Below are 15,755 nucleotides of genomic sequence, written 5' to 3'. Positions count from 1 at the left end.
TCTCCTGTTAGTGGGCGACCGCGGCAGCGCCGTGTTCGTCGATCAGTGCGCCGTTGTGGAAGCGCTCGATGGAAAAGGGTTTGGCCAGCGGGTGCATTTCACCCTTGGCCAGGCTTGCGGCAAACACGTTGCCCGAACCCGGCGTGGCCTTGAAACCGCCGGTGCCCCAACCGCAGTTGAAGAACATGTTCGGCACCGGCGTCTTGGAGATGATCGGGCAGGCGTCCGGCGTGGTGTCGACGATGCCGCCCCACTGACGGTTCATGCGCACCCGCGAGAGCACCGGGAACATCTCGACGATGGCCTGGATGGTGTGCTCGATCACCGGGTACGAACCGCGCTGGCCGTAGCCGACCCAGCCGTCGATGCCGGCACCGATCACCAGGTCGCCCTTGTCGGACTGGCTGATGTAACCGTGCACGGCGTTGGACATGATCACGCTGTCGATGATGGGTTTGATCGGTTCCGACACCAGCGCTTGCAGCGGGTGGGATTCAACCGGCAGACGGAAGCCCGCCAGCTTGGCCATGTGCCCGGAGTTACCGGCTGTCACGACACCGACGCGCTTGGCGCCGATAAAGCCCTTGTTGGTCTCGACGCCGATACAGACGCCGTTTTCCTTGCGAAAACCGATCACCTCGGTCTGCTGGATCAGGTCCACGCCCAAGGCGTCGGCCGCACGGGCGAAGCCCCAGGCCACGGCATCGTGACGGGCCACGCCACCGCGACGCTGCACGGTGGCGCCGATGATCGGGTAACGGGTGTTCTTGCTGCAGTCCAGGTACGGAATCTCTTCAGCCACCTGCTTGCCGTTGAGCAGTTCGCCATCGACGCCATTGAGGCGGTTGGCGCTCACCCGACGCTCGGAGTCACGCATGTCCTGCAGGGTGTGGCACAGGTTGTAGACACCGCGCTGCGAGAACATCACGTTGTAGTTGATGTCCTGAGACAGACCTTCCCACAGTTTCATCGCGTGTTCGTACAGGAACGCCGACTCGTCCCACAGGTAGTTGGAGCGCACGATGGTGGTGTTGCGCGCGGTGTTGCCGCCGCCCAACCAGCCCTTCTCGACCACGGCCACGTTGGTGATGCCGTGCTCCTTGGCCAGATAGTAGGCCGTGGCCAGGCCGTGCCCGCCGCCGCCGACGATGACCACGTCGTAGACCTTTTTCGGGGTCGGCGTGCGCCACATGCGCTGCCAGTTTTCATGATGGCTGAGCGAGTGCTTGAAGAGGCCGAAGCCCGAATAGCGTTGCATAGTCATTTACTCCAGACAGGCTCTCAGCGGTAAACCGGGAAGTCGGCGCACAGGGCGGTGACGTTCCTGGCCACATCGGCCTCGACGTCGGCATCGCCCAGGTTGTCGAGGATGTCGCAGATCCAGCCGGCCAGCGCCACGCATTGGCTGACCTTGAAGCCACGGCTGGTGACGGCCGGCGTACCGATGCGCAGGCCCGAGGTCACGAATGGCGACTGTGGATCGTTAGGTACGGCGTTCTTGTTGACGGTAATGTGCGCGCGGCCCAGGGCGGCGTCGGCCTCTTTGCCGGTCAGGCCCTGGCGGATCAGGCTGACCAGGAACAGGTGGTTATCGGTGCCGCCGGACACTACATCGTAGCCACGCTCGATAAACACGCCAGCCATCGCCTGGGCGTTGTCGATCACTTGCTGCTGATAGGCCTTGAAGCTCGGCTCCAGGGCTTCCTTGAAGCACACCGCCTTGGCCGCGATCACATGCATCAGCGGGCCGCCCTGACCACCAGGGAACACCGCAGAGTTGAGCTTTTTCTCGATCTCTTCGTTGGCCTTGGCCAGGATCAAGCCGCCACGGGGGCCGCGCAGGGTCTTGTGCGTGGTAGTGGTGACCACGTCAGCGTAGGGCAACGGATTGGGGTACAGACCGGCGGCGACCAGACCGGCCACGTGGGCCATGTCGACGAACAGATAGGCACCGACCTTGTCGGCGATCTCGCGGAAACGCGGGAAATCCAGAGTTTTCGAATACGCCGAGAAGCCGGCGATGATCATCTTCGGCTGGTGCTCCACGGCCAGGCGCTCGACTTCGTCGTAGTCGATCAGCCCGGTGTCGGTATCGATGCCGTACTGCACGGCGTTGTAGAGCTTGCCCGAGAAGCTCACCTTGGCGCCGTGGGTCAGGTGACCGCCGTGGGCCAGGCTCATGCCCAGCACGGTGTCACCGGCCTGCAGCAGGGCGAGGTACACCGCGGCGTTGGCTTGCGAACCCGAGTGCGGCTGGACGTTGGCGTAATCGGCACCGAACAGCTGCTTGGCGCGCTCGATGGCCAGCAATTCGACCTTGTCGACATGCTCGCAACCCCCGTAGTAACGCTTGCCCGGATAGCCTTCGGCGTACTTGTTGGTCAGGCCGCTGCCTTGAGCCTGCATCACGCGCTTGCTGGTGTAGTTCTCCGAGGCGATCAGTTCGATGTGATCTTCCTGACGCTGCTCTTCGGCGTTCATGGCCGCCAGCAGGGCGTCGTCGTAACCTTGGATCTGGTCTTGTTTGCTGAACATCAGGGTTCTCCCGGCGGCGGCGTCGCGCCTGTGGCATCAGGTCAGCGGCCCCCACGGGAAGGCCGCCCTATGGATGCGATGGTAGGGCTGGCGCGTGCGGCTCAGATGCCTACGCACGCCACGCAAAGGTGCGTTTACGACATGGCTGTCGGTGGCGCTATGGATTGAGCCCTGTCAAGACGCTGCAGGCCCCAGAATCAGGGCCTTCAGCGCCCACAAGCAGAGGAAGTGCAGCGGGTAGAAACCGTAGCCCCAACGGCCCAAAGGCGGGATAGCCACAGCCAGGCGCTGACGCAAAAGCGACATGCCCAGCGCCGGCGCCAGCAGGCAGGCGGCGATGCCCGCCATGGCCACCCAATAGCCCTGCATCGACTGATCGAGCAGTTCGAGCCACACGTTCGCCAACAGGCACACCAGCCCCGGCAGGATCTGCCACGCCAGCGGGCGCTTATAGACCAGCCACATCACCGCCGGCAGCAGCACGCCGGGCAGACCGAACATCAAATCGTCGCTCCAGCGCGCCGCCACGCCCAATGCCAGCGTGCCTAGCGCGAGGGCCAAGGGCGTGCGTTGCCTGAGCGCATTGGCGACCAGCAGGCCGAGCGTCAGGGTGGGCATGACACTGAGTGTTTCAGCCGGTACGACGAACAGCCGATACGGCCATTCCGACAACAGCGTGAACGCCAGCATCCAGCCCAGGTACCGCCACGGCAACGGTGCGGTTCGATCACGCCGCGCCTGATGCGCGGCAATCGCCAGGCAAAACCACGGGAACGCCAGGCGACCGGGGATATACAGCGGGTCCAATGAATCGCCGATGTAGCGCAGGTGGTCGAGCACCATGCTCAGCATGGCCAGCCACTTGAGGGCATCCAGTGCCGTGTCGCGATTTGCCTGCATGTGGGTTTCCCTATGGCGTTTGTGTGGCTGTACCGGCCTCTTCGCCGCCGAACGCGCACCCTTGCTCCCACAGTGCAAGCAGCACCTGAGCCGTACACTTGTGGGAGCAAGGGTGCGCGTTCGGCCGCGAAGAGGCTCTCGGCTTCACCACCATTTACCGATACGCACACGCCGCATTTCCCGCTAAAGTGCCCCATCATCGATCACAAGGAACCGGCCATGAACGAGCAAAGCCAGCAGTTTGCCAGCGACAACTATTCAGGCATCTGCCCGGAGGCCTGGGCAGCGATGGAAGCCGCCAACCACGGTCACGAGCGCGCCTATGGCGACGATCAATGGACCGCCAAGGCCGCCGATCAATTCCGCCAATTGTTCGAAACCGACTGTGAAGTCTTCTTCGCCTTCAACGGCACAGCGGCCAACTCCCTGGCCCTGTCGTCACTGTGCCAGAGCTACCACAGCGTCATCTGCTCCGAAACCGCCCATGTCGACACCGACGAATGCGGCGCCCCGGAATTCTTCTCCAACGGTTCCAAACTTCTCACCGCCCGCACCGAAGACGGCAAACTCACCCCCGCTGCCATCCGCGAAGTGGCCCTCAAGCGTCAGGACATCCACTACCCCAAACCGCGCGTGGTCACTCTCACCCAAGCCACCGAGTGCGGCAGCGTCTACACCCCCGACGAGATCAAGGCGATCAGCGCCACCTGCAAGGAACTGGGCCTCAACCTGCACATGGACGGCGCCCGTTTCGCCAACGCCTGCGCCTTCCTCGGCTGCACACCGGCCGAACTGACCTGGCAATCCGGCGTCGACGTGCTGTGCTTCGGCGGCACCAAAAACGGCATGGCGGTAGGCGAAGCCATCCTGTTCTTCAAACACGAACTGGCCACCGACTTCGATTACCGCTGCAAACAGGCCGGCCAACTAGCCTCGAAGATGCGCTTCCTCTCGGCCCCCTGGGTCGGCCTGCTGGAAAACGACGCCTGGCTCAAACATGCTCGCCACGCCAACGCCAGCGCCCAACTGCTCAAGCAGCTGACAGCCGACATCCCCGGCGTGGAGTTGTTGTTCCCGGTGCAGGCCAATGGGGTGTTTCTGCAAATGTCGGAAGCGGCACTGGAAGCGTTGCGCGGTAAGGGCTGGAGGTTCTACACCTTCATTGGCGAAGGTGGCGCGCGGTTCATGTGCTCGTGGGATACGCAAGAAGCGCGCGTTCACGCCCTGGCGGCGGATATCCGAGCGGTGATGCAAGGCGGGTGACAGGCTCACCGCGCACGACGCCTGTAGCGAGGGCGCTTGCCCCCGAAAACGGCCCAGACACCGAGTAGTGCCTGATACGTCCAATCCGGGGCAAGCCCCCTCGCTACAGAGTAGATCTACAAAAATCCGGGTCCGCGTTAAAGCCTGAATCCCCCCATCTGCCGCGCCAGATCATCCGCCAACCCGGTCAACGCTCGACACTCCTCGCGGCAATCCCTTACCTCGCCCGCCGTCGCCCGGGCCAGGTCGGAAATCCCTTGCACATTGCGGTTGATCTCTTCGGTCACCGCTGATTGCTCTTCGGTCGCCGTCGCCACCTGATGGTTCATATCGCTGATCCGCTCGACCTGCTCGGTAATCGCCGCCAACGACGCGCCGGTGCGCTGACTCGATTGCACACCGGTGCCGGTTGCCGCCTGCCCGGTCTGCATTGACGACACGGCGTTCTGCGCGCCCTGCTTCAAGCGCGCGATCATCTGCTGAATCTCGTCGGTCGACAGCTGCGTACGCTTGGCCAAGGTCCGCACCTCATCCGCCACCACCGCAAAGCCACGGCCCATCTCCCCCGCCCGCGCCGCCTCGATCGCCGCGTTCAAGGCCAGCAAATTGGTCTGCTCCGAAATCCCGCGGATCACCGCCAGCACCTGATCGATCGACGCCACCTGGGTCGCCAGCTCACCCACCGCCGCCGACGCCACCCCGATCTCGTCGCTCATGCCCTCGATATGCACGATCGACCCGCGCACCACCTCCCGCGCCTGCAACGCCTCATCGCGCGCTGACTGCGAGGCGCTGGCCGCATTGCCGGCGTTCTGCGCGATCTCCTGCACCGTCAGCCCCATCTCATGCACCGCCGTGGCAACCATATCGGTCATCTCCTGCTGGCGCCCGGCGCGATCTGCGGTGTTATCCACCACCCGGGCCACCTGCCCCACGGTCGAGCGCAAGCGCTCGCTGGTGCTCAACACATCCGCGATCATGTCCCGCTGACTGCCCAAAAACCGATTGAAACCCCGCGCCAGATCCCCCAACTCATCCGCGCGGCTGTCATCCAGCCGATGGGTCAAATCCCCCCCGCCACTGCCGATCGCCACCAACGCTGTGGTCACCTGGCGAATCGGCTTGACCAGACTACGCGCAAGCCACACCACCAACAGCAAGCACACCAGCGCCACACCCAGGCCGATCAGACTGGTCAACCACATGGCCTGCCGCGCCTGGGCGTAGATCTGCGCCTCGGGCACCTCGGCCACCAGTGTCCAGTTCAGATCCCGCAAAGGCAGACTCAAGGCCAGATAGTCCTCGCCACCGCGCTGAAACTTTGCGGTGCTCAGCACCGACTTGCCCAGCACCGACTGCGCCGCCTGCGCGCCAATCTGCTCCGCCAACTGACGCTTGCCGCTCAGATCGGTTTGCGGATGAATCTGGATCAAGCCATCACCGCGCACCAGATACACCTTGCCGCGCTCGCCAAAGCTGTAGTTTTTGATCAAGCCCGACAGCTCGTCCATGCTCAAACCCAGCCCCGCGATACCCAGCAACTTGCCGGCCTGTTCCACGCGCAGGTCGATGAACAGCGTCAAGGCGCCGGTGGCCGTGTCGTTATCGATATTGAGGGTGCGCGGCTTGCCGCTGTCGAGAAAACCGTAGAACCAGGCGTCCTTCGAGTCGGTACGGCTGAGGGTCCGGTCCAGGCCTTTTTCGGTGTAATAACGACTGGTCGCCGCCGACCCGATCAGCGCAGTGAATGCCTTGTGCTGCGCCCGCACGCCATCCAGATAGCCCGCAAACTGCGGCACCTGAGCACCGTTTTCGCCCTCGGCCAACCACTGGCGCACCATGGTGTTGCTGGCGATGTCCTCGGCGGCGGTGAGCGGGCGCACCAGAATCCGCTCAATGTCGTTGCGCATCGCCTCGATGCTGGCCGGCATGGCCGTCTCGAGCAGATAGGTCTGAGCCAGGCGGTTGACCACCACGGCATAGATGCCGACCACGATCAAAATACTGACCAGCAGGGCGGTGCCCATGCTCAAGATCAGCTGCCATTGGATACTGCGTCGCCAGAACTGCATGGAGAACCCCCAAAGTGTGTATCTGGGAGCCTGCAACTGCCGTGCCGATTGTATACAAATACTGGTAATAGTCAGGACAATCCATCAACCGCCAGTCTGCCCTTCAAAACGAGGGGTATTTACCTTTTAAAAAAGTTACCGCGACAAAAAACATTAGCGCGCTTCATTTTAAGACTTGTCCTATATTTCCCCCTCGGAATTCCCCTTAAAGTCCGCACCGTCGAAACCGCTACAGGCCACGTGCCGTAAGGGTTTTGGACCGTTCAAGTTTGTCCACACCAAAGGGAAATTCCATGTCTTTGATCAAAAATGCTGTCCTTGCTCCCCTCGCCATCGCGGCACTCGCCGCCTCCGTCAGCAGTCAGGCCGCACAGATCCGCCACACCATCCAGCTCGAAGCCAGCGTGCCGTCGTCCTCGTTCATGGTACAGCCAGTCGATCCGGACCTGACCTCCAAGGTCAACAACCTGAAGTGGAACCCCGGCGCCGAATCCCTCGAATCCCTGCGCGCCGCCTTCTACGCCAAGCACACCGCTGGCAGCATCGAAGCCTCGGTACTGGATCTGCCCGCCCTGAGCAGCGCCACCGAAACCATCGACCTGAGCGTCAAGTTCAATGGTGTCGCCCTCACCACCACCCCTGTAGCCGTGCTGACCAAAGCCGAGGCTGCCCTGTCGCCGACGGTTTACCTGGACATCGATCCGGTCAAGCCCACCACCGGTGGCTACAAGGAAGGCACCTACGTGGGCAACGTCAACCTGGCCTTCGACGCTGTCCTGGTTCCTTGATCGCGTCATTCCTCAATGACGCACCCGCTCTGAGCTGAACCCCTCGTTGCCCCCGCAACCGTGTCGTCGTCGCGGGGCAACGCGCTAGACCACACCCGCCAAGGATTTGCCATGTTCCGTATGACGCCGCTCGCCAGCGCGATAGCCCTGATCGCCTGCGTGGGCATGCCCGTCGCCGCATCAGAACCGCCCGCTGCGCAACCGAGTCTGCTGGCACAGGCGAAAGGCTTGCCACAAGAATTTCAAGAACACTTTTTCGACGTACCGCTGGCCGTGCGCGTCGTGCTGGACAACAAGGAACTCGGTGAAGCCATGGTGGTGCTGTCCCGCGATGACCGCGTGACCCTGCTCGACTTCACCGACACCCGCGACAGCGACATCGGCCCCGCCGAGCGCGATCTCTGGCGCGCCTGGCTGCAACAAGGCGTCGCCCTGGGTGCCTGTCAAACCGCTTGCGACAACGGCCTGCTCGCGGTGCACTACAGCCTGCAAAACTCCGAACTGGCCCTGGTGACCCGCAACGTCGAACGCGCCACCGCCGAGTCGCAGTTCTACCACCTGCCCGAACAGGGCAGCACCGGCGTGATGCTGCGCAACCAGCTGAACCTCTCCGGCGGCCAGGATCAGGACATGGGTGGCCGCTATGGCCTGCAAGCCATCGCCAGCCTCGGCAACTGGACGCAGACCGCCAACATGCAGGCCAACAGGACCGGCGGCCAATACGGCCAGACCCAATACGCCCTGCATGAACTCCACACCCAGACCGAACGCGAAGGCAGCTTCGTGCGCTTGGGTTATTTCATGCCCACCGCCGAAGGCCTGAGCCGCCAGCCGCGCACCTTTGGCGCCAGCCCCGACACAGTCATGGGCGTCATGCTGGGCAGTTCCGACAGCCTCGCCGTCGAAGGCACCAAGGCCGCGGTGTATCCGCTGTACGTCACCGCCAACCGCGAAGCCGTGGTCGAGATCTACCGCGACGGCGTGCTGATCAACACCCAGCAAGTGCAACCCGGGCTGCAGACCCTCGACACCCGGCCATTGCCCGGCGGCATCTACGACGTCGAAGTGCGTTTGCTCGAAGACGGCCAAGAGACATCCCGCACCGACGAGTTGGTGTACAAGCCCAACAACTGGCGCAACCCCGACCAGCGCTGGCGCTTCAACATCTTTCTGGGCCGCGAAACGCAACTGCTCAGCAGCTGGGACCCACAACCCGATGCTGGCACCACCGCAGGCGCGGCCGTCAACTACCTGCTCCATCCACGCGCCGTGGTCGGGCTGTCGGCCCGTCAGGTCAAGGCACGCAATCAGCTGGGCACCTCCCTCGACCTAGGCGTAGGCAGCGCTTCCAACCTGTACGCCAACCTCTATAAGACTCAGGACCACGGCACCGGCATGGACGTGCAGGCCCTGCACAACTACGGCAGCGGCAACCTGATCGCCAGTCACAACCGCAGCTGGCTCGACAACCGCAATACTTACGAGACCCTCATCGATGGCACCCAGGTGCGCCAGCGTTATCTCTACAACGGCCCGGTCAGCAATTCATCGCTGGCGCTCAACCATCGCCTCAGCTCGACCCACAGCCTCAACGCCCGTTACTCCTACACGCAAGGCCAGATCCAAGGCTCGGCCATCGACCTCAGCTGGCTGCGCCACGGCCGCCTGTTCGGCAACGCCGCCACCTGGCAACTCTCGGTCTTTGATCGCCCAGCCAGCATCAGCAGTGGCAACGAGCGCAACCGCGGCGTCGACCTGCGTGTCACCCTGGCTGTCGGCGGCCAGGGCAAAAGCCTCAATGCCAGCCTCGGCACCCGCACCGACCGCGAAGGCAACAGCGATCGCAACGCCAGCATCGGCTACCAGCAGCAACTGCAAAGCGGCCCGCTGACCAGCGTCTCGGCCACGGCCACCACCGACACCTACGGCATCGGCCTCAGCGGCTCCGGGCGTTTCCACACACCACTGGCCGAAGGCGATGTGTTCTTGCAGCGCTCGTCCTACAACAACGCGCTCACCGGCGCACTTAACCTCACCAGCAACCTGGTGGTGGGTGGCGGCAAGGTCGTCCTCACCGGCAGCAGCACGCAGCAGCAGGCCGGAATGATCATCGACGTCGAATCCGACCTGGACACCATCACCCTGCGCGCCGACGACCTCAGCGGCACCGGCACGATCCTCAAGCCGGGGCGCAATTTCGTACCGGTGTCGGCCTACCGCGACAGCACCGTGCAGTTCGACTTCCAGGGCAACCATGCCCCCGCCGCCAACATCCAGCCGCCCCGCGCCCGCTATCACCTCAACAAAGGCGGCGTGGCTTACAGCAAAGTGCGGGTGATGAAGACCATGACCGTGCTCGGCCGCCTGCTCGATGCCAACGGCCGCCCCATGAAAGGCCAGCACATCGTCAACCACGCCAGCCGCAGCGTCACCGAGGTGGACGGCTTCTTCTCCCTGGAGATGAGCGAAGGCACGCCCACGCTTGAAGTACGCAAGAACGACCAGCGCGTGTGCGCCTTTACCTTGGACCCGACCCAGCTGAACCGTGAGAACGACGTGCTGATGGTGGGTGATTTGCGTTGCGTGACGGCCGAAGTGGCCGTCGCAACCCCGGCGGTCGAGACCGCGGGTTAAAACACAGGAATATTTGAAGTGACTACTGAATTTTTCAAAGGTTGGGTGCAAGCCTTGGGGCTGGGCTGCGTGTTGATGGCAGCTGAGTCGGCTATGGCATTTAACGCAAGGATTACCGCAGAGTTCGTGCCTTCGCTGGCCGATCCCACCAACAATGTGTTTACCAACACCTCGGCGCCGGGCTACCTGTGCGGGACCATGCCCGCCATTTGTGACGGGAATGTCAGTATCACCTTCCCTGGACGCTTCGCGAATCAAACACCAATCATCGCTAATAATCCTGATCCCCGACAAAGTTTCTTCATCAAACTCCCGGCCGATTGGCGTGATATCACAGTGCAGCATGCGACCACAGGCCAAACGAGCACTGTGCAGCTGCGATTCACCAGTTTTGGCGGAGAACTCAGGATCGCGCCTAACGCGACCTTCGCGACCGGTATTCCTGACGTGACGGCTGCTCACAGCGCTTTATGGAACGGTGGGGGGCTGGAAGTCCCGCCCTCGCCCTGCACCAGCCGACTGCACCGCGTCGACGGAGACACTACCATCCGATTCTTCTGGCAAATGCCCGTAGTCGCTGAATGTGCGAAACAGACTGCGTTCGGTTTGGACCAACTCCACATCTACGCTTTGGAGCTGATGTATGAAATACGCACTCCGACGCCGCTGAACATGGCAGCGGGTATCTGGGAAGCCGATTATTTGTACACCCTCGGCCCAGGGGCTGACTTCGATTTCGGCGACAACTTGCTCCCATACGACCCCAACCTCAATATCAAAATAACCCTCACCGTTTCCCACCACCTGCGCGCCGTATTCCCGCCCGGCGCCGACCGCCTGGCCCTCGAACCCGAGGGCGGCTGGATCCCCTGGCTTAACGGTGGCCGACGCCCCGAACGGATCATTCGCGACCAACCGTTCCAGTTCACCAGCTCCGGGCCGGTGAAAATGCGTATCGAGTGCCAGTACCTGATGGGCGGCAACTGCGCCATCGCCAATCCGGCCGGCCACCGGGTCCCCGTGGAAACGCGCATCACCCTCCCCGCCGGCATGCACGAACTGACCGGAGGCCCGGTCAGCAGGAAGCTGCTCTCCACCATCGATGACGTCACTGCCCTGGCGAGCCGTTACGTGGCTGACCAGACCGGCAATCTGCACTTCGAAGTCGCCCGCAGCGATGTCAACGACATGCTGACGTACCCCGACACCACCTACTCCGGCAACGTCACGGTAGTGTGGGATTCGTTCCTCATACCCTGATGCTCGCCAGTCAAACAATGGATCCGTGCCATGTATAAATTCATCCTCGCCGCCCTGCTGGGAGCCCTCAGCCTGTCGGCCACCGCCGCGCCCGACATTTATATCGGCACGGTCTATGACTACCTGGACGGCGCCCAGTCCAGCTACCGCAAGCGCATCAGCAACAGTGGCGACAGCACCGCCTTCGTACGGGTCGACCTGTATGAAATCACCTACGGCGCAGACGGCCCCCAGGAAACACCCCTGCACAGCGCGCCTGATGGCCAGCGCCGGGGCCTGATCGCCACCCCCTCGCGGTTGATCATCCCGCCCAAGGGCATGCAAGCCACACGGCTGTTGTTTCAGGGCGAGCGTGATCGGGAACGTTACTACCGCGTGCGCTACATCCCGGTGGTGCCCGAAAAGGACGACCAGTTCGCGGTGCCCGAGGATGAGCGACAGGCCTACAAAGCGGCTGTGGAGACTGGCATCAACGTCCTCACAGGCTACGGCGCGATCTTCATCGTGCGGCCCACGCATACCCGCTTCGACACACGCATCGAGCAAACCGACACGCACTACAGCCTGACCAATGCGGGCAACAGCACCGTCGTGCTGGAGGACTTGAAGGAGTGCTCGGCGGGCGACGAGCCGGTCTGCGACCCCAGCCGCCTGCAACATGTGATGCCGGGCAAGACCACCCGTTTCGAGAGAACCCCCGGGCGCGTCCTGCACTTCAAGCGCATCGAAGGCGATGCCAGCCACCCCACCCAGGTTTGACCCCCCTGCACCCATCCAGAGCATTCGATCATGTACAAGTTCGCTTTCGCCGCGCTCCTGAGCGCCTTGGCGGTCACCACCCAAGCTGCACCCAATATCAACATCGGGAACATTTTCGATTATCTCGATGGCGCGCAATCCACCTACCTCAAGCGTATCTACAACAGCGGTGACAGCACGGCGTTCGTCAGGGTCAACATCGCCGAGATCCACTACGCCGCCGATGGCTCCCGCACAGAGGTGCCCCTCACCATCGATGGCCCCGCCCAACAACGCAAAGGCCTGGTCGCCAGCCCGGCGCGGTTGATCATCCCGGTCAACGGCATGCAGGCGACCCGCCTGCTGTACATGGGCGAGCGCGATCGCGAGCGCTATTTTCGAGTGAGGTATGTGCCGGTGATCCCGGAGAAGGAAGATCAGTTCGCGGTATCGGCCGAAGAGCGCGAAGCCTACAAGGCCAGCATGAGCGCCGGCGTCAACGTCATGGCCAGCTACGGTGCGATCTTTTTCGTGCGCCCCACCAACACCCAGTTCGACACGCGCATCGAGCAAACCGCAACGCGCTACAGCGTCCACAACGCGGGCAACAGCACCCTGATGCTCGATCATTTTCGTGATTGTTCGGCCAGCGATGAACGCAACTGCGAGGCCACCCGCCTGCATCATGTGATGCCCGGCAAGACATTCGCGTTCGATAAAGTGCCGGGGCGGGTGTATCGGTTCAATGTGACGGAGGGTAGCGAACAGCGGGAGATGCATGTTGATTAGTTGAACACGCGCAGCGGGAGTCGCACCGTATGCATCATCCAGGCGCCTGCCTCAAGAGCGGCGAGCAGGAGTGATCAGATCGAACGCCGCGTGAGGGCGCAGGGGAGACCCGGCAGGAGCCGGATCAGCCGTACAGGCTTGTATCAAGCAGGGCAAGCGCGAATGCCCGGCGCATCAGTCCCGTTCCAGCGTGCGCGCCACCGCCTCGACGGTGGCCTCCACCTGCGCCTGATAGCGCAACAACGCCGCGGCGTGATCCCGTTGCAGCTCCAGTTGCCTGGAGCACAGGTTCATCGCCGTCAGCACCAGCAATTTATCGCCCACCAGCGTTGGGTATTTACGCTTGGTGTCGGCCAGGGTGGCCTTGAGCAGTTCGGCGGCATCGACGATCGCCTGGGCCTCAACGGCGGGCGCCTTGATCGAGTAGTCGTTGCCGAGGATTGAAATGACCTTGACCGTCTCTGCCGCGCCACTCATGCGTTGACCGCGCTCGCCCGCTCGACCAGCGCCTGGATACGCGCCGCAGTGCTGCCGTGCTTCTCTTCCTGTTCGAGCAGATTGAGCTGCAGCGTCTCGTTTTCGTCCTGGCTGGAACGCAGTTCAGTGGCCAATTGGCTGTTGCTCGCTTGCAGTTGGCGGTTTTGCTCGACGAGTTCGCCGACCAAGGTTTCGAGTTGACTGAGAGATGATTCCAACATTTTGATTTCTCTAGAATTAATGGGTGGCACACGATAAGGAAAAAGGCCTTTTCAGGCCAGGCAAACCACCGTTTTACTGATGAATTTAGTGACAGGTAATTTCAGCGACACCGAAATAAGAAGCCGCCCCATGGACTCGACTGTGCCCTTTGGGTTCCCCAAGGGCGTCAACGTCAGACCAATGGGTAATTGCAAAATAATGGCGCCGTTCAGCTGACACGCCTCAAGAGTTGCCCCTTCCTGACGATAGCCCTGTCATTGCTTTCTCTTACTTCGCACGGATCGCCTCTCCCCCCGGTATTACCCCATGTCTCTACGTTCCATGAATATCGCAGCCCGTTCGCTGCTCGGCTTCGCCCTGATCGGCATCCTGATGATCATCCTCGGCGTATTCGCCCTCAGCCAGATGAGCAAGATCCGCTCAGCCGGTGTGGAAATCGAAGCCAACAGCTTGCCCAGCATTACCAGCCTGGATGACTTCACCCAACTGACCCTGCGCCTGCGCGTGCTGTCCTACCGCTTGCTGCTCAACCGCGAGCCGGATATCCAGCAAAAGACCGTACAGCTTTTCGACCTGCGCAACGAGCAGATCGCCAAGGCCCAGGCTAAATACGAAAAACTGATCGGCGGCCCTGAAGAGCAAGCCACCTATGAAGAGTACAAGCGCCTGCTGGGCCAGTACCGCCAGCTTGAAAGCAAGATGAAGGCGCTGTCCGCCGCCGGACAGGTCGAAGAGCTGCGCAACATGCTCAACACCGACATGCTTGCCAACTCCGAGCAGGTCAACGTGGTGCTCGACAAGCTGGTGAAGATCAACACCCAGCAGACCGCGGATACCAACAAGGCCGCCGGCGACCAATATTCCTCGGCCTTCACCCTGGTGCTGGTGATGCTGGCCATCGCCACGTTCATGACCTTCCTGTTCGCCTGGCTGCTGACCCGCAGCATCACGCAGCCGATCAATCAGGCCGTGAACGCCGCCGAAGAGATCGCCGAAGGCGACCTGACTCGGCCGATCCACATCACCGGCAACGACGAGGCCGCGCGCCTGCTGACCGCCATGCAGAAGATGCAGGGCAAGCTGCGTGACACCCTGCAGCGGATTTCCGGCTCGGCCACCCAGTTGGCCTCGGCCGCCGAAGAGCTGAACAGCGTGACCGACGAAAGCGCCCGCGGCCTGGTGCAGCAGAACAACGAAATCGAACAGGCCGCCACGGCGGTCAACGAAATGACCAGCGCCGTGGAAGAAGTTGCACGCAACGCCGTGAGCACTTCCGAAGCCTCCCGCGAAGCCACCAATTCGGTAGGCGACGGTCGCGACCTGGTCATGGAAACCGTGGGTGCCATCGAGCGCATGAGCGCTGACGTGCAGAGCACTTCGGAACTGATCGGCAACTTGGCGGAAGAATCGCGCGACATCGGCAAGGTGCTCGACGTGATCCGCGGCCTGGCCGACCAGACCAACCTGCTGGCCCTGAACGCCGCCATCGAAGCCGCCCGTGCCGGTGAAGCCGGGCGTGGTTTTGCGGTGGTAGCCGACGAAGTGCGGGCCTTGGCCCATCGCACCCAGCAGTCGACCAGCGAGATCGAACGCATGATCGGCAGCATCCAGGGCGGGACCGAGAAGGCCGTGGGCTCGATGCGCAACAGCACCGAGCGGGCCGAATCGACCCTCAACATCGCCAAGGGCGCGGGCCTGGCGCTGGATACCATCAATGGTGCGGTGCAGCAGATCAACGAGCGCAACCTGGTGATCGCCAGCGCCGCCGAAGAGCAGGCGCAGGTCGCCCGCGAAGTGGACCGCAACCTGGTGAACATTCGGGACTTGTCGGTGCAATCGGCAGCGGGTGCCAATCAGACCACCGCCGCCAGCAATGAGCTGGCGCGCCTGGCAGTGGACTTGAACGGGATGGTGGCGCGGTTCAAGGTGTAATCGAGAGTCGACGGTGAGCCTCGAAGATCATCGCCGTGCTTGCCGGCCTCTTCGCAGGCAAGCCTTGCTCCCACAGGTGCCAGGCTCGCCGGCTGCTTTGCTTCTGAGAATGCACACCGTCGGCGCGGCTGGCCCTGTGGGAGCA

The 15,755-nt window shown here is 62.6% G+C and carries 13 protein-coding genes and 2 pseudogenes; 8 read left to right on the top strand and 7 right to left on the bottom strand.

Features of this window, described 5'->3' with window-relative positions:
• Positions 1-7: 7 nt before the first annotated feature.
• The 3 genes from REH34_RS18525 to REH34_RS18515 form a co-directional block, all read right to left on the bottom strand.
• Positions 8-1,258, bottom strand: coding sequence for a sarcosine oxidase subunit beta family protein (locus tag REH34_RS18525; protein ID WP_226504317.1), 1,251 nt, complete (start codon positions 1,256-1,258; stop codon positions 8-10).
• Between the two features lie 23 nt (positions 1,259-1,281).
• Positions 1,282-2,535, bottom strand: coding sequence for a serine hydroxymethyltransferase (gene glyA / locus REH34_RS18520; RefSeq protein ID WP_226504316.1), 1,254 nt, complete (start codon positions 2,533-2,535; stop codon positions 1,282-1,284).
• A 174-nt stretch (positions 2,536-2,709) separates the two neighbouring features.
• Positions 2,710-3,435 carry a TraX family protein gene (locus REH34_RS18515; RefSeq protein ID WP_311968725.1) on the bottom strand — a complete coding sequence of 242 codons (726 nt, stop codon included), beginning with the start codon at positions 3,433-3,435 and terminating at the stop codon, positions 2,710-2,712.
• Between the two features lie 219 nt (positions 3,436-3,654).
• Between REH34_RS18515 and REH34_RS18510 the strand changes: the two genes are divergently transcribed.
• On the top strand, positions 3,655-4,698 hold the full coding sequence (locus REH34_RS18510; protein ID WP_226504314.1) for a low specificity L-threonine aldolase: 1,044 nt from the start codon (positions 3,655-3,657) through the stop codon (positions 4,696-4,698).
• Positions 4,699-4,835: 137 nt separating this feature from the next.
• Here REH34_RS18510 and REH34_RS30265 read toward each other — a convergent pair whose 3' ends face one another.
• Complete coding sequence (locus tag REH34_RS30265; protein WP_409373336.1) at positions 4,836-5,564, bottom strand: methyl-accepting chemotaxis protein; 729 nt, start codon at positions 5,562-5,564, stop codon at positions 4,836-4,838.
• A gap of 135 nt (positions 5,565-5,699) precedes the next feature.
• A pseudogene (locus REH34_RS30260) lies at positions 5,700-6,608 on the bottom strand (cache and HAMP domain-containing protein); the annotation flags it as partial.
• A gap of 455 nt (positions 6,609-7,063) precedes the next feature.
• Between REH34_RS30260 and REH34_RS18500 the strand changes: the two are divergent.
• From REH34_RS18500 to REH34_RS18480, 5 genes are all read left to right on the top strand, one after another.
• The gene (locus REH34_RS18500) at positions 7,064-7,558 is read left to right on the top strand and encodes a CS1 type fimbrial major subunit (RefSeq protein ID WP_311968723.1); all 495 of its coding nucleotides are present in this window, start codon (positions 7,064-7,066) and stop codon (positions 7,556-7,558) included.
• A gap of 111 nt (positions 7,559-7,669) precedes the next feature.
• Entirely contained in the window at positions 7,670-10,192 is a 2,523-nt protein-coding gene (locus tag REH34_RS18495) for a CS1-pili formation C-terminal domain-containing protein (protein WP_311968722.1), read from the top strand.
• A gap of 18 nt (positions 10,193-10,210) precedes the next feature.
• Positions 10,211-11,452 (top strand): hypothetical protein, encoded by a 1,242-nt coding sequence (locus tag REH34_RS18490; RefSeq protein WP_311968721.1) that lies wholly within the window; start codon positions 10,211-10,213, stop codon positions 11,450-11,452.
• Positions 11,453-11,482: 30 nt separating this feature from the next.
• On the top strand, positions 11,483-12,211 hold the full coding sequence (locus tag REH34_RS18485; RefSeq protein ID WP_311968720.1) for a molecular chaperone: 729 nt from the start codon (positions 11,483-11,485) through the stop codon (positions 12,209-12,211).
• A gap of 30 nt (positions 12,212-12,241) precedes the next feature.
• Positions 12,242-12,979, top strand: coding sequence for a molecular chaperone (locus tag REH34_RS18480; protein ID WP_226504308.1), 738 nt, complete (start codon positions 12,242-12,244; stop codon positions 12,977-12,979).
• A gap of 174 nt (positions 12,980-13,153) precedes the next feature.
• Here the strand turns inward: REH34_RS18480 and REH34_RS18475 are convergent, their stop codons facing one another.
• Positions 13,154-13,456 (bottom strand): cell division protein ZapA, encoded by a 303-nt coding sequence (locus tag REH34_RS18475; protein ID WP_311968719.1) that lies wholly within the window; start codon positions 13,454-13,456, stop codon positions 13,154-13,156.
• Complete coding sequence (locus REH34_RS18470) at positions 13,453-13,677, bottom strand: hypothetical protein (RefSeq protein ID WP_226504306.1); 225 nt, start codon at positions 13,675-13,677, stop codon at positions 13,453-13,455. The genes REH34_RS18475 and REH34_RS18470 overlap by 4 nt, the downstream gene beginning before the upstream one ends.
• 307 nt (positions 13,678-13,984) lie before the next feature.
• Here REH34_RS18470 and REH34_RS30255 point away from each other — a divergent pair.
• A pseudogene (locus REH34_RS30255) lies at positions 13,985-14,755 on the top strand (MCP four helix bundle domain-containing protein); the annotation flags it as partial.
• Positions 14,738-15,610: a methyl-accepting chemotaxis protein gene (locus REH34_RS30250; RefSeq protein WP_409373335.1), complete on the top strand. Its 873-nt coding sequence runs from the start codon at positions 14,738-14,740 to the stop codon at positions 15,608-15,610. The pseudogene REH34_RS30255 and the gene REH34_RS30250, both read left to right, overlap by 18 nt.
• Positions 15,611-15,755 lie beyond the last annotated feature (145 nt).

Source organism: Pseudomonas baltica (assembly GCF_031880315.1).
Classification (GTDB): Bacteria; Pseudomonadota; Gammaproteobacteria; order Pseudomonadales; family Pseudomonadaceae; genus Aquipseudomonas.
Note: the sequence above shows the minus strand (reverse complement) of the source record. Positions and strands in the feature narration are given on the sequence as shown.

Excerpts from the sequence above, each read along its gene's own strand:
- REH34_RS18480 (WP_226504308.1), top strand. The coding sequence starts at position 12,242 with ATGTACAAGTTCGCTTTCGCCGCGCTCCTGAGCGCCTTGGCGGTCACC.
- REH34_RS18525 (WP_226504317.1), bottom strand. The coding sequence starts at position 1,258 with ATGCAACGCTATTCGGGCTTCGGCCTCTTCAAGCACTCGCTCAGCCAT.
- REH34_RS18485 (WP_311968720.1), top strand. The coding sequence starts at position 11,483 with ATGTATAAATTCATCCTCGCCGCCCTGCTGGGAGCCCTCAGCCTGTCG.
- REH34_RS18500 (WP_311968723.1), top strand. The coding sequence starts at position 7,064 with ATGTCTTTGATCAAAAATGCTGTCCTTGCTCCCCTCGCCATCGCGGCA.
- REH34_RS30265 (WP_409373336.1), bottom strand. The coding sequence starts at position 5,564 with ATGGTTGCCACGGCGGTGCATGAGATGGGGCTGACGGTGCAGGAGATC.
- REH34_RS18495 (WP_311968722.1), top strand. The coding sequence starts at position 7,670 with ATGTTCCGTATGACGCCGCTCGCCAGCGCGATAGCCCTGATCGCCTGC.
- glyA (WP_226504316.1), bottom strand. The coding sequence starts at position 2,535 with ATGTTCAGCAAACAAGACCAGATCCAAGGTTACGACGACGCCCTGCTG.
- REH34_RS18515 (WP_311968725.1), bottom strand. The coding sequence starts at position 3,435 with ATGCAGGCAAATCGCGACACGGCACTGGATGCCCTCAAGTGGCTGGCC.
- REH34_RS18475 (WP_311968719.1), bottom strand. The coding sequence starts at position 13,456 with ATGAGTGGCGCGGCAGAGACGGTCAAGGTCATTTCAATCCTCGGCAAC.
- REH34_RS30250 (WP_409373335.1), top strand. The coding sequence starts at position 14,738 with ATGCAGAAGATGCAGGGCAAGCTGCGTGACACCCTGCAGCGGATTTCC.
- REH34_RS18510 (WP_226504314.1), top strand. The coding sequence starts at position 3,655 with ATGAACGAGCAAAGCCAGCAGTTTGCCAGCGACAACTATTCAGGCATC.
- REH34_RS18470 (WP_226504306.1), bottom strand. The coding sequence starts at position 13,677 with ATGTTGGAATCATCTCTCAGTCAACTCGAAACCTTGGTCGGCGAACTC.